This window comes from Actinomadura keratinilytica, from assembly GCF_039539665.1.
In the GTDB taxonomy this organism is placed as follows: Bacteria; Actinomycetota; Actinomycetes; order Streptosporangiales; family Streptosporangiaceae; genus Spirillospora; species Spirillospora keratinilytica.
In genome coordinates this window covers 1-13,670 of the sequence record NZ_BAABDO010000150.1, presented here as the reverse complement: position 1 = coordinate 13,670, position 13,670 = coordinate 1, and the positions used below count along the sequence as shown (strand labels likewise).

General features: G+C 77.1%; 10 protein-coding genes. 8 read left to right on the top strand and 2 right to left on the bottom strand.

The window, feature by feature from the left end; genetic code table 11:
• On the bottom strand, positions 1–895 hold an 895-nt coding region (locus ABD879_RS29450; protein WP_345024973.1), incomplete at its 3' end, for an AAA family ATPase.
• Between the two features lie 36 nt (positions 896–931).
• Positions 932–2,086, bottom strand: a complete 1,155-nt coding sequence (locus ABD879_RS29445; RefSeq protein WP_345024972.1) for an exonuclease SbcCD subunit D — start codon at positions 2,084–2,086, stop codon at positions 932–934.
• 152 nt (positions 2,087–2,238) lie between these two features.
• Between ABD879_RS29445 and ABD879_RS29440 the strand changes: the two genes are divergently transcribed.
• The 8 genes from ABD879_RS29440 to ABD879_RS29405 all read left to right on the top strand — a co-directional run.
• Complete coding sequence (locus ABD879_RS29440; RefSeq protein ID WP_345024971.1) at positions 2,239–2,922, top strand: RibD family protein; 684 nt, start codon at positions 2,239–2,241, stop codon at positions 2,920–2,922.
• Positions 2,922–3,434, top strand: coding sequence for a cytidine/deoxycytidylate deaminase family protein (locus ABD879_RS29435; RefSeq protein ID WP_345024970.1), 513 nt, complete (start codon positions 2,922–2,924; stop codon positions 3,432–3,434). The genes ABD879_RS29440 and ABD879_RS29435 overlap by 1 nt, the downstream gene beginning before the upstream one ends.
• A gap of 159 nt (positions 3,435–3,593) precedes the next feature.
• Positions 3,594–5,027 carry an aldehyde dehydrogenase gene (locus ABD879_RS29430; RefSeq protein WP_345024969.1) on the top strand — a complete coding sequence of 478 codons (1,434 nt, stop codon included), beginning with the start codon at positions 3,594–3,596 and terminating at the stop codon, positions 5,025–5,027.
• 61 nt (positions 5,028–5,088) lie between these two features.
• Positions 5,089–6,294: a hypothetical protein gene (locus ABD879_RS29425; protein WP_345024968.1), complete on the top strand. Its 1,206-nt coding sequence runs from the start codon at positions 5,089–5,091 to the stop codon at positions 6,292–6,294.
• The gene (locus ABD879_RS29420) at positions 6,291–6,956 is read left to right on the top strand and encodes a hypothetical protein (RefSeq protein WP_345024967.1); all 666 of its coding nucleotides are present in this window, start codon (positions 6,291–6,293) and stop codon (positions 6,954–6,956) included. The genes ABD879_RS29425 and ABD879_RS29420 overlap by 4 nt, the downstream gene beginning before the upstream one ends.
• Complete coding sequence (locus ABD879_RS29415) at positions 6,949–7,668, top strand: DprA-like winged helix domain-containing protein (protein ID WP_345024965.1); 720 nt, start codon at positions 6,949–6,951, stop codon at positions 7,666–7,668. Before ABD879_RS29420 ends, ABD879_RS29415 begins: the two co-directional genes overlap by 8 nt.
• A complete protein-coding gene (locus ABD879_RS29410) occupies positions 7,665–10,781 on the top strand; it encodes a coiled-coil domain-containing protein (RefSeq protein ID WP_345024963.1) in 3,117 nt (1,038 codons plus the stop codon). The genes ABD879_RS29415 and ABD879_RS29410 overlap by 4 nt, the downstream gene beginning before the upstream one ends.
• A 34-nt stretch (positions 10,782–10,815) precedes the next feature.
• Positions 10,816–13,670, top strand: a 2,855-nt coding sequence (locus ABD879_RS29405) for a hypothetical protein (RefSeq protein ID WP_345024961.1), incomplete at its 3' end; no start/stop codon positions are given.

The following is a 13,670-nucleotide window of genomic DNA, read 5'->3' as shown; positions in this document are numbered from 1 at the left end:
CCAATGCGCGGCCCCGGTCGGCGGCGGCGCGCGGGTCCGCCAGCCGGGCGCGGCTCTCGGCGAGCAGGCCTTCGGCGACCGCGGGCGCGTCGGCCGGGTGGGCCTCCAGCTCGGCCGCCCACGCGGGCAGCGCCTCGACCTCTTCGACGGGCTCGGGGGCGGGTTCGCCCTGCCGGGGCGCGGGCACGAGGGGACGCGCGGCCGCCCGGCGCGGCGGCGCCGACCCGCTGATCTCGGCGATCCGGTCGGCGACCGACTCGGCCTCGGCGCGCAGCGCGGCGGCCTCGCGGTGGGTGTCGCGGCGCCGGTCGGCCAGCCAGTTCTCCACCTGGGTGAAGACCTCGGCGGCGAACAGCCGCTCCAGCACCTTGCGGCGCTCGTCGGCCTTGGCGCGCAGGAACCCGGCGAACTCCCCCTGCGGCAGCATCGCCACCTGGCAGAACTGGTCGCACGTCATGCCCAGCAGCCGCCCGATCAGGTCGCCGGCCTCGTCCAGCCGGGTGGACAGCGCCGCCCACCGGCCCCGCTCGAACTCCTCCAGCGTGACCTTGGCCTGCTCGACCCGGGTGCCCCGGCCGCGCAGCTTGGGCCGCTCCCACCGGGGCGACCGGGTGACGCGCAGCCGCCGCCCCCGGATCGTGGTCTCCAGCACCACCCGCGGGGCCGCGCCCGCGGGGGCGTGGTCGCTGCGCAGGCCGGTGGCGTCGTTGCGGCTGCGGGCGCCGGGCACCCGCCCGTAGAGCGCGAAGCACACCGCGTCGAGGATGCTGGTCTTGCCCGCGCCGGTCGGCCCCTGGATGAGGAACAGGCCCGCGTCCGACAGCGCGTCGAAGTCGATGTGCTCGGTGCCGGGGAACGGCCCGAACGCGGTGATCTCCAGCCGGTGCAGCCTCACGCCGCGCCCCCTCCGCTCACGCCCTGCCCTTTCCGCTCACGCCTGGGCCTCCTTCTGGCGGCAGGCCTCGAACGCCTCGTGCAGCAGCGCCCGTTCGTCGTCTCCGGCCGGGGCTCCGGTCACCTCGGCCACGAAGTCGCCGGCGATGTCGATCTCGGACTTGGCCCGCACCCGCTCCGTCCAGGTGCGCCCGGGGCGCTCCGCGCCGCCCTCGGGGGCGTGGCCCAGCACCAGGACGTGCGGGAACCGGGCGCGCAGCCGCTCCATGGCGGCGGCGGGCCGGTCCGGATCGGTGAGGGTGATCTGCAGCCAGTGGTCGCGGTAGGCGTCGTAGCGCGGGTCGGTCAGCAGCTCGTCGATGCGGGCGGGCGGCAGCCGCTTGAGGCGGCGCGGCACGGGCGCCTCGGCGAACTCGGCCGTCACCGTGCCGTCGTCGGCCAGGTCCACCAGCCAGGAGCCCTTGACGTGGTGCTCCTCGGAGAACGAGTAGGCCAGCGGCGACCCCGAGTAGCGGACCCGCTCGGTCAGCCGCTGCCGCCCGTGCAGGTGGCCCAGCGCCACGTAGTCGGCGCCGTCGAACACCCCGGCCGGCACGTTCGCCGCGCCGCCCACCGAGATGTCGCGCTCGCTGTCGCTGGTCTCCGGCTCCGGGGCCTCGCCGCCGGTGACGAACGCGTGCGCCAGCACCACCGAGCGGGTGCCCGCGGGCCGCCCGGCCAGGTCGGCGCGGATGCGGCGCATGGCGGCGGTGAGCGCGGCGGTGTGCCCGCGCTCGTCCAGCTCCCACTCGCCGCGCACCAGGTCGGGCTCCAGGTACGGGATGCCGTAGACCGCCACGCCGCCGATCAGCACCGGCTCGCCGACCGCCGCCGGGTCGGTGCGCAGGTGCACGCCGGCGGCGTCCATCAGCCCCGCGCCGAAGCCGAGCCGCCGCGCCGAGTCGTGGTTGCCGGAGATCACCACGACGCGGGCGACCTCGCGCAGCCGTCTCAACGCCTCGTCGGCCAGCTTCACCGCGTCCACGGGCGGGAGCGCGCGGTCGTAGACGTCGCCGGAGACCAGCACGGCGTCCACGCGTTCCGACCGCGCCGTCTCGACCAGGTGGTCGATGAAGTCGCCCTGGGCGGACAGCAGGTCCTCGCGGTGGAAGGACCTGCCCAGATGCCAGTCGGAGGTGTGGAGGAATCGCATGTCCCGGCCACCATAGGCGTCACCTCTGACACATCGGGCACAGAAACGCCGACGCGCCCCAAAGGATCAGTGGCCGCCGAAGGCCGGCCGGGCCCCGCCGTGGTGCGGCTCCGGTGGGCTCGGGGCGCGGCGCCTGCCATAGGGTTACCGGCGTGAGCGAGCGTCCCTACGTGCTGTTGAGCTGCGCGATGTCGGTGGACGGTTACATCGACGACGCGAGCCCGGAGCGGCTGCGGCTGTCCACCGCCGCCGACTGGGACCGCGTGGACGCCGTGCGCGCCGGCTGCGACGCGATCATGGTCGGGGCGGGCACCGTGCGGCGGGACGACCCCAGGCTGCTGGTGCGCTCCGCGGCGCGCCGCGAGCAGCGGGTGCGGCGCGGCCTGCCGCCCGACCTGACCAAGGTCACGGTGACCGCCGGCGGCGACCTGGACCCCGACGCCCGGTTCTTCACCACCGGGGAGTCGCCGAAGCTGGTGTACGCGCCGTCCGGCGCGGCGCCCGGGCTGGCCGAGCGGCTGGCCGGGCGCGCCGAGGTCGTCGACGCGGGCGACCCGGTGAGCCTGCCGGCGCTGCTGGGCGACCTGGCGCGGCGCGGCGTGCGGCGGCTGATGGTCGAGGGCGGCGGCGAGGTCCACACCCGCTTCCTGACCGCGGGCCTGGTGGACGAGCTGCAGCTGGTGGTGGCGCCGTTCTTCATCGGCGACCCGGCGGCGCCGCGGTTCGCCGGCGCCGGGGTGTACCCGCAGAGCCCGGCGGCGCCGATGCGGCTGGAGGAGGCCACCCGCATCGGCGACCTGGTGCTGCTGCGCTACCGGCCGGGCGGCGGCCGCTGATGGACGGCGCCGCTCCGCCCGCCGCGCCGCCGTCCGCCGCCCGGCGCGGGGACGACCTGCGCTGGCTGGCGCTGGCCTGCGACCTGGCCGCGCTGTGCCCTCCGTCGGCCACGGCGTTCTCGGTCGGCGCGGTGATCGTCGACGCGGACGGCCGGGAGCTGGCCCGCGGCTTCTCCCGGGAGGCCGACCCGCACGCGCACGCCGAGGAGACCGCCCTGGCCAAGCTCGGCGCCGGTCCGTGGGGCGGGCCGCCCGCGCCGGTGCGGGCGCGGCTCGCCGGCGCCACCCTCTACAGCTCGCTGGAGCCGTGCGGGCGGCGCCGGTCCCGTCCCCGCACCTGCGCGGACCTGGTCCTGGCCGCCGGGATCCCGCGGGTGGTGTTCGCCTGGCGCGAGCCGACGCTGTTCGTCGAGGGCGAGGGCGGGGAGCTGCTGCGCGCGCGGGGCGTGCTGGTCGTCGAGCTGCCCGAGCTGGCCGGGCGCGCCCGCGAGCCGAACGCCCACCTGCTGTGACGCCGCCGTGCGGGCAGCAGGTGCCGGCGGCAGGTGGCGGGGCGGCCCCGCCGGCGGGGTGAGACGCGGGTCTCATCCGCCTCTTGCCAATCCCGGGGGGCGCCGTGCCATGCTGTGACCAAGCAAGCATTCGGTCAAATCCCGCGGAGGTGCGGCGGCATGCGCGAGCACGATCGGCTGTTCATCGACGGCGACTGGGCCGCCCCGGCCGGCACCGGCGTCATCGAGGTCGTCTCCCCGCACACCGAGGAGGTGGTCGGACGGGTGCCCGAGGGCACCGAGGCCGACATCGACGCCGCCGTCGCCGCCGCCCGCCGCGCCTTCGACCACGGCCCCTGGCCGCGCATGGCGCCCGCCGAACGCGCCGCCGTCCTCGCCCGGCTGGCCGCGATCTACGCCGAGCGGCAGCAGGAGATGGCCGACCTGATCACCGAGGAGATGGGCTCGCCCATCCTGTTCTCGGTGTTCGGGCAGGCCGCCATGGCGCAGATGGTGCTGCGGTACTACGCGGACCTGGCCGCCGGGTACGCCTGGGAGGACGAGCGCCCGGGCATGCTCGGCCCGGTCACCGTGACGCGCGAGCCGGTCGGCGTGGTCGCGGCGATCTACCCGTGGAACGTCCCGCAGTTCACGCTGATGATGAAGCTGGCGCCGGCGCTGGCCGCGGGCTGCACCGTGGTGGCCAAGCCGTCCCCGGAGGCGCCGCTGGACGCCTACGTGCTGGCCGAGTGGATCCGGGAGGCGGGCGTCCCCGAGGGCGTGGTCAACATCGTCCCGGCGGGACGGGAGGTCGGCGCGTACCTGGTCGCGCACCCCGGCGTCGACAAGGTGGCGTTCACCGGGTCCACCGCGGCCGGGCGGGCGATCGGCGCGGTGTGCGGGGAGCAGCTGCGGCGGGTCACGCTGGAGCTGGGCGGCAAGTCCGCGGCGATCATCCTGGAGGACGCCGACCTGGCCGCCACCGTCGCGGGCCTGAAGACGGCGTCGCTGATGAACAACGGCGAGGCGTGCGCGGCGCAGACCCGCATCCTGGCGCCGCGCTCGCGCTACGACGAGGTCGCCGACGCCCTGGCCGCCATGGTCGGCGGGCTGGCGGTGGGCGACCCGGCCGACTACGGCACCGAGATCGGCCCGCTGGTGACGCGGCGCCAGCAGGACCGGGTGGAGGGCTACATCCGGATCGGCCAGGACGAGGGCGCCAAGATCATCACCGGCGGGCTGGACCGGCCGCACGACCGCGGCTGGTACGTGGCGCCCACGGTGTTCGCCGGCGTCCGCAACGACATGCGCATCGCCCGGGAGGAGATCTTCGGCCCGGTGCTGGCGCTGATCCCCTACGAGGACGAGGACGACGCCGTGCGCATCGCCAACGACAGCGACTACGGCCTGGGCGGCTCGGTGTGGACCGCCGACGTCGACCACGGCGTCGAGGTCGCGCGCCGTATCCGCACCGGAAGCTGCGGCGTCAACCTCTACGTGCTCGACCCCAACACGCCGTTCGGCGGCTTCAAGGACAGCGGCCTGGGCCGCGAGCTCGGCCCCGAGGGCCTGGAGGCGTACCTGGAGCACAAGGCCATCCCGCGGCCGTCCTGATTCCGGCGGTCCGGGCCGTCGATTCCACGTTCGACCGGCGGGGGCCGTACCGTATTGCGCCGTGTCCCCCACCAACGATGCTGCGAGCCTGGACGACGTGCTCGTCGGCGAGGCGGTGCTGGGCGTCTACCGGCAGATGTTCGCCGCGCTGGCGCGCGACAGCGGCGCCGTGGTCGACGACCCCGAGATGGTGGACGTCGCCGAGACGCTCCTGGCCGCGTTCGCCGACGCCGGGGAAGAGGGGCTGAGCCGCGAGCAGATGCGGTACGTGTGCCGGCACCACCCCGCCGAGGTGTTCGAGAACCGGCTGCGCGTGCTCAAGGGCCTGGGCGCGATCCGGGAGGTGTTCCCCAAGCCCAACCAGCTCCGCTACCGCGCGTCGTTCACCAGCGTGGTGGGGCTGATGTTCATCCGGCGGATGATGCTGGACGGCGGCCAGAGCGAGATGCACCGGCTGCTGGCGCTGGAGCAGCTCAACGTCGCCGACCCCCGCATGACGGCCGAGCAGGCGCGCGCGGGGGCCGAGGGGCTGGCGCGCGCGTTCCGGCTGTGGAGCGTCGAGCTGGTCACGCTGACCAACGGCACCATCGAGGAGCTGCGCGAGCAGGCGCCGAAGCTGTGGGGCACCGAGGAGATCCTGCAGCGGGCCGAGCGGCTGCACGGGGCGATCCTGCGGCGCTGGCCGCAGCTGGACCGCACCTGCACCGACCTGCGCGCCGCGATCTACGCCTACGGGGACGCCTCGCGGCGCGCCGCGGCCCGGCTGTCGGACTCCGCGGGCACCACGCGCAACCTCACGCTGCTGCCGCCCGAGACGTGGCGGACGTTCGCGCGCACCGCTTCCCGCGAGGAGCTGGCGGCGGTGCTGGAGGGGTTCGTGTTCGACGCGCCGGCGCCCTGGCATGAGCCCGCCGCGGTGGTGACGGCCGTTGAGGACGGCCCCCGCACGACCCCGCCGCGTCCGGCGCCGCCCCGTCCGTCCGTGCCCGACCCGGGGTTGTCGGAGGACGCGTCGAGCGACGACGCCGCCGCCGAGCGTCTGCGCGTGGTCGCCGAGCAGGTGCTGCGGGGACGCGACCGGGTCGCCGTGGAGGAGGTGCTCGACCAGGACTGGACGGCCGCCCGGCGCCTTCTGGCCGACCTGTCGTCGGCGCACCTGCACCCGGACCTGCCCTACCGGCTGGTGTGGTCGGACGGGCTGGCGTCGCGCCCGGACGGGTCGCCGACGTGGCTGTCCCCCGGAGTGTTCGAGAGGACCGGCCCGTGAACGCGCCCGTGCCCCCGTCCGTGTCGCCGTCCGCACCGTCGTCCGTGCCCGCCGAGGTGCTCGCCCGGGCGCGGGCGCGTCTGCTGGGCGCGCACTCGATCGCGGTGTCGGACCCCGCTCCGCCGGGGCTGGTCGCCGCGAGCGACGGTTCGCGCGTGTGGCTGCTGTCCCCGTGGCCGGACGGCGCGACCCCGGCGGTGCTGGAGGAGTACGACATCGCGCCCATGCCGCTGGACCGCCCCGGCCAGGCGCGCCGTGTGCTGGCGGCCGCGTTGCGCTGCTGCTGGCCCCGGCTGGACGAGGCGCCCTGGCCCGGTGAGCGCGCCCCCGTGGGCGACGTGCTGGAGGTGTACGCGCGCATGTCGCGGGGCGACCCGGAGCTGGCGCGCCGCTGGGCGACCGGGGAGCTGCGCCGCCTGCACGACACCGGGTGGCTGCTGCTGGACGAGGAGGCCGCGACCGTCCGGCCCGGCCCCCGCATGGCCCTGTGGCCCGAAGACTCGCTGGGATCGTTGCGCGACCTGATCCGCCGCCTCCCCCAGCCGCCCGAACCGCTGCCCCACGTCGACGAGCAGGCCGCCCCCGCGGGCGAACGGCACGGGCCGGACGCACCGGTCGCGCCGCAGGAGCCGGGCGGGGCCGTGGAGGATGCGGGTGAGTGAGCTGTTCGAGCCGCTGCTGCGTTCCTACGACGAGAAGCGGCGGGCGGAGCTGGTGGCCGCCTACATGGCGGTGGAGCACGCGGCCGAGCCGGTGCCCGAGGTGCGGTTCCCGGCGCTGCGCGAGCCCGCCCTGCGCCGCACCGTCGAGGAGATGCTCGCCCTGTCCGGCCGCACGCTGGTGCGCACGGCCGTCAAGGGCGGCCCGCCGCGCTGGACGTCGGCCTACCGCGACGACGTGGCCGAGGCGCTGGCCGCCGACCCGGCGTGCGTGCCGCCGCCGGACGAACGCGCCGTGCTGACGCTGATCCTCATCCACTCCGTCGCGATCCCCCGCGCCACCGGCCTGCTGCCGGACGACTCGTGGCTGTCGCCGTACCCGACGCCGCTGGAGGAGCTGCGGCGCCGCTCGCAGCTGCCCATCGGGGAGCTGGAGGCCGCCCTGCGCCGCCTGCGCCTGGCCGGGCTGGTGTCGCAGGTGAAGGCGGGGCCGGGCGAGCAGGGCGGGTTCGTCCCGGGGCCGCAGTTCCACCGGCTCACCGAGGCCGCCCGCCGCCGCCTGCAGGAGGAGCTGATCCTTGCGGCGGGCCCCGGCTCGCCGCTGGCCGCCACCATCCGCGCCCGCCGCCAGAGCCGCGCCCGCGCCGCCGCGCAGCAGGCCGGCGCCCGGCAGGCCGGCGGCGCGGAACCGACGCATCAGGGGGAGAACGAATGACGGCCGTCCTCGAACCGCTGGTGCCCGGCCCCGCGCCCGGGCCGAGGGACGACGAGAACGTCGTCGGGGACCGCGTGCTCATCGCCGTGCAGGCGGTGAACATCTCGCGGCTGTCCACGCATCCGGTGCCGACCGTGCCGGGCACGCTGATCGTGGTGGCGGGGCAGGGCCCCAAGGACTCCAACGGCGCGGGCAAGTCGTCGTTCATCGCGGCCATCACCGCGCTGCTGGGCGACGAGCAGTGGCGGTTCGCGTCCGGCGCGCGCGCCGTGGCCGAGCTGCTGTTCAACGCCGAGCTGGCGGCGCAGGGCGAGAGCCGGTGGGCCAGCGCCGACCACGGCTACATCATCGGCGTGTTCGACCGCGCCGACTCCCCCGAGGAGGACGGCGCGTCGGCGGTCACGGTGTGGCTGCGCGTCAACGCCGACGCCCCGCACCTGGAGATCCGCTGGCGGCGCGGCGTGCACCTGGCGTCGGCGCCGTCGGAGGCCGAGCGGGTGTCGATGGCCGACCGGCTGTGGGCGGGCCTGCCGCGCAGCGCCGGGCGCCGCGACTTCGTCGCCAAGGACCTGACCCGCGTGCTGTACGGCGGGCAGGTGCGGTGCGTGTCGTTCCTGTCCACGTCGGTGCGCTCCAGGGTCGCCACCAACCTGCTGTCGCAGCCGCTCAACGAGATCCCGCCGGAGCGGATCTTCAGCGCGATCGCCGCGCTGACCGGGCTGGACCGGGAGCTGGAGGCCGAGCGGGTGTCGCGGGCCGAGGAGCACCGCGAGCGCGCCAAGGCCGCCGAGGCGGCCGAGCGGCTGGCCGGGTGGGAGCGGGAGGCGGCGGCGCTGCTGAAGACCTTCGACCGCCGCGACAGGGCCCGCGAGCAGGTCGCGGCGGCGGTGCGGAACTGGCGGACGCGGCAGGCGCGGCTGCTGGCCGACGCCGGGCAGGCCGCCGCCGCGCGCGCCGCCGAGGCGGCGCGGCTGCGCGAGGAGGCCGCCGCGGCGGCCGAGGCGATCCAGGCGGCGGAGCGGGAGGTCGAGCAGCTCACCGGCGGCGCGCTGGACGAGCGGCTGGCCGCGGCGGGCGCGGCGCTGGCCGACCTGAAGGGGCAGGCCGACACGCTCGGCGCGGACAAGGCGGTGGCCCGCAACGGGCTGGAGGAGCTGCACCGCCGGGTGTCGGCGCTGGAGGACCGGCGCCGCGACGCCGACGGACGCGACGCCGAGGCCGCGCGCCGCGAGCTGGCCGAGGCCGAGGCCCGGCGCGACGAGGCGCAGCAGGAGTTCGGCATGGCCCGGGGCGCGGTGGCGCGGGCCGAACGGGAGCTGGCCGAGGCCGAGGCCGGGGAGGGCAGCGCCCCGGCGCAGATCCGCGCGCTGGCGGCGGCGGGCGTCGCGGCGGTCGGACTGCTGGACGCGGTGGAGCTGGCCGAGGACGTGCGCGAGCGCTGGGAGGCGGCGCTGTGGCCGTACCGGGAGGCCGTCGTGGTCGGCCCCGGCGACCTGGACGCCGCCGTGGAGGCGCTGCGCGGCCTGCCCGGCTCGATGATCGTCCCGGCGGACGGCGAGCTGACCTCCGACGCCGGCGCCGCCGGACGCGAGGGCCATCCGCCGGGGGTGCGGTGCGGGCCGCCGCTGGGGCGGTTCTTCGCCGCGCTCGACGACGACGGCGGCACCGGCGTGGTGGTCGTCGGCGGGTTCCCCGAGCCGGTGACGGGGCGGGTGGCGCGCGTGCAGGCGGCGGGCGCGGCGGTGGAGGAGGCGCGCGCGGCCCTGGAGGCGGCCCGCGAGCGCACCGCGCAGGCCGCGGCGGACGTGGCGCAGGCGCAGCGGCGCCTGGCGGGCGCGCTGGCCGCCGCCGAGATGGCGCTCGTCCGCGAGCGGATGACCGGGCTGCGCGAGCGGCTGGAGGAGCTGGCGGCGGCCGAGGAGGGGCTGCAGCCGCGGCTGGAGGCCGCCGAGCGGGAGCTGCGCCGCCTGCAGGCCAAGGCCGACACGCGCGCCCTGGAGATCGACCGGCTGCGCGGCCGCCGCGAGGCGCACGAACGCACCCGCGACCGGATCCACGCCAAGATCACCGAATTGGAGGGGCGCCGCGTCGCGCTGGGCGTGGCCGAGCTGGAGAAGGAGTGGGGCGGGTCGCGGGAGGCGGCCGACGAGTGGCTGGCCGCCCTCACCGACGACGAGCGGACCTGGACGCCCGACGACTGGTGGCACACCGCCGAGAAGCACCTGTCGGAGGCGCTGCGCCTGGTCTTCCCCGACGGCGCGGCCGACGAGGACATGCCCGAGGAGATCCGCTTCCTGCTGCGCGAGCGCGCCGAGGGCGAGGGCCGCCGCACCGAACGCGAACGCGCGACGTTCCCCCGCCTCGTCCGGGCCCTGGAGACGTACCTGCGGCAGCAGGAGGACTACGAGCGGCACCAGCGGCGGCAGATCGAGGTGCAGATGGCCGCGCGCCGCGCCGACCTGGACAAGGCGCAGAAGGGCGCGGTGGAGGCGGCGGGCGCGGCCGAGGCGCACCGCACGGCGCTGACCGCCGCGATCCGCACGCGGCTGCAGCGCGTCGCCGAAGAGTTCGACAAGCTGGACGTCGAGTACGGCGGGTACGGGGCGACGCTGGAGTTCCCCACGCCCGAACCGCCCGCCGACCCCGAGCAGGAGTGGCGGTGGCGCGTCACGCCCAAGTGGCGGCGCGCGGCCGGGCAGCGGTACGTCCCCTACAACCGGCGCGCCAACACCGCGCTGATGGACGAGAAGGCCGTCAAGCTGGTGTGCGCGGCGGCGCTGGCGTCCTCCGGCGGCGGCCGCCTGTGCCTGGTGCTGGACGAGCTGGGCCGCAATCTGGGCAAGGAGCACCGCAAGGAGGCCGTGGCGCTGTTCCGCGAGATCGGCGAGTCGCACGGCATCACGGTGATCGGCGCGCTGCAGGACGACATGGAGCCGTACGCGATCGACGCGTGCGGGCAGTACATCAAGCTGCGCCGCTCGTCGGACACCATGCCCTACAACGAGCCGCCCGTCGTGGTCGGCTACGACCGGCACGAGGCGCGGGTGCGGGCGCTGGCCAAGCACGTCACCGCGTCCCGTCCTCCGGTCGGCGAGGACGGAGAAATGCGGTGATCTCCGGCGGCGGGGTGCGGCAGGATGGCGGGCGATGCACGCCGAGGACTTGCTGGACGAGGTCGAGCCGCTGCCGTTCGCCGAGCGCCGCCGCCGACTGGCCGAGCGGGGGCGCGCCGCCGACCCGCGCGACCTGGCGCGGCTGCTGGACGAGCTGGCGGCCGGCGGCCACTACGAGCGTTCGACCGCGCTGTTCGTGGCGGCGGCCGTGCGCGACGAGGCGTCCCTGGCCCATATCGTCCGCGCCGCCCGCGACCCCGACGCCGACCTCGCCGCCCGCGCCGTCGACCTCGCGGCCCGGTACGGCGCGGCCGCCGAGGTCCTCGGGGCGCTGCTGGCCGACGCCCCGGCGGCGGTGCGCTCCGCCGTGTACCGGGCGGTCCGCCGGCGCCGGCGCCGCGACGTGGCCGAACGCCTCATCGACGCGGTGGCCGAACGCTGGGGCGAGGCGGAGGCGGCGGCGCTGCTGCCCGCCTGCGGCGAGGAGGCCGCCCGCGCGCGCCTGGACGGCCTGGCGCACGCCGTGCCGAACTGGGAGGCGTTCGCCCGGGCCCACCCGGGCGTGCTGCTCGACCGCGCCGAACGCACCCTTCCCGACGTGCCGGACGGCCTGCTGAGCGCGTGGTGGTCCCGCGAGGGCGCCGGCGTCGGCGCGGCGGTGCCGCACGCGCCCGGCAGGGTCCTCACGCTGCTGGAGCGCTTCCTTCCCCCGGGGCCGCTGCCGGACGGCGTCGCCCTCCGCATCGGCCTGCTGCTGGGCGCCGAGCCCGAGCGGACGCTGCGCCTGCTGCTGTCCGACGGGCACCGGTCGGCGCTGCCCGCACTGCTGGAGCGCAGTTGCGTCCGCAAGCGCCTGGCCGCGTGCGACGACGCGCTGATCGCCGAGATCGCCCGCGCCGTCCGGGACGACCGCCGAGTCCTGCTCATGCTGCTGGCGGCCATCGCGCCGAGCCGCCGGGAGGCGGTGGTCGCGGCCGTGCTGCCCGACGGCCGCCCGGCCGGATCCGGGATCGACGAGGACCTGCTGGACCTGCTGCCGCGGTCGGCGCGGGTGCGGGAGGCCCGGCGGCTGCTGCGGCTGCCGCGTGTCGCCGACCGGCCCGGCCTCCACCGCGAGGCGACTTCGTTCCTGCCGTACGAGGAGGCCCTGCCCGTCCTGGAGCCGTTGACGCGCAGGCCGGACGGCGACGACCGCGCCGTCGGATACCGGCTGCTGATCCGGTGCGCCGGGCGCTCCCGGGACCCGCGGGTGCTGACGCGGCTGTTCGAGGCCCTGGGCCGGCTGCGCAACGAGCAGAACCTCATCCGGCAGAGCGCCTTGAAAGCGCTGGCCGGGGTCCCGGCCTCGGTGCTGCGCGCCGAGCACGTCCCGGCGGTCGTGCGCATGGTGGAGGACGCGCTGGCCGCCCGCGACACCTCGTTCCGCACCCGCCGCGAGGCGATGCTGCTGGCCTTCCGGCTGGCGCAGCAGGGCGCGATGCGCGGGGACGCCGCGCTGCTGTCCTCCGCCGTGCAGATCATGGCCCGGATCACCGGTGAGCAGGGCTCGCTGCCGCTGGAGGAGTACGAGGACGAGGTCGACGCGCTGCTGCCGCACGGCGCGGAGCACGAGCTGGGCCGGATGCTCGCGCCGCACCTGGCGGCGATGGCCCGGCGCAACGACCACGAGCTCGCGCTGACCCTCGCCGCGGATCTGCACCGGCGCGCGTTCGCCGTGCCGGAACTGCAGGACGCGCTGGAGGCGGCGCTGGACGCCCGCGACGACATGGTGATCCGGCAGGCGATCGAGCTGTGGCTGGCCGTGCCGGGCGCCAGGCGCGAGCGCGTCGCCCGGCTGCTGGCCGAGGAGCCGTCGGCGATCACGGTGCCGGAGGTGTTCGAGGTGGTCGCGCGGGAGCGCACCGACCTGCTGCACCTGGCGCTGTCCGGGAGTCCCGCGGGCCGCTTCCACCGCCCGGACGTGCCGTTCGTGCCGATCGCCCGGCCGTCGTGGATGCGGCGCTGGACGGGGCGGCAGTGCGCGGACTACCTGGCGCTGCTGCACCGGCTGGCCGGCGACGGCGGCGTCCCCGCCGGGGAACGCGCCCGCGCCGTGCGCACCATCGCCCGGGTGCCCGGCGCCGGGGCCGCCGACCTGCGCCGCTACCTCGATCCCGGGCCGCGGTCGCGTTCCGGCGGCGACCGCCCGCTGCTGCGGCCGGCGCTCACCGCCGCCCCCTGGCTGCCGCGCCCGCAGGACGTGCTCGCCGATCTGCTGCGGTTCGCCGACTCCGACGACGCGCACGTGGCGCTGTCCGCGGCGGCCCGGGCGGCGCGGTTCGTGCGGCCGTCGGCGCTGGCGGGCGCGCTGCGCCCCGTACTGACCGGCGGCAAGATCACCGCCCGCAAGGCGGCGCTGCGCATCCTGCTGCGCACCCGGGTCCCCGGGGCGATGGAGCTGGTCGCGGCGGCCTGGGACGACCCCGATCAGCACCGGGACATGCGCACGGCGATCGCGTCGGCCGTCCGCGCGCGGCCGGCCGAGCCGGCGGCCTGGCGCATCCTCGGCGAGGCCGCCGCGGCCGGAGGCGACCTGGCGCACCAGGTGCTCGGCGTCCCGCCGGCGCACGTCGAGGAGCGGTTCCGCGAACGGTATGCGGCGCTGGTGCTGGAGGCGGCCCGCTCCGACGACCGCGAGGTCCGCGACCGCTCGCTGGACCTGCTGCCCGCATGGGCGCCGTGGGTGCCGCAGGCCCCGGCGCTGCTGGCCCGCGTGGTCGCCGATCTGGACGAGACCGGCTCCTGGCAGGCCGCGCTGCGCGGACTCGTCCGCTGCGCGATCGCGGGCGCCGGCGCCGCCGGCGGGGGCGGCGGACGCGCTGCGCGCCGCGCACGCCGGGCCGGACGCCG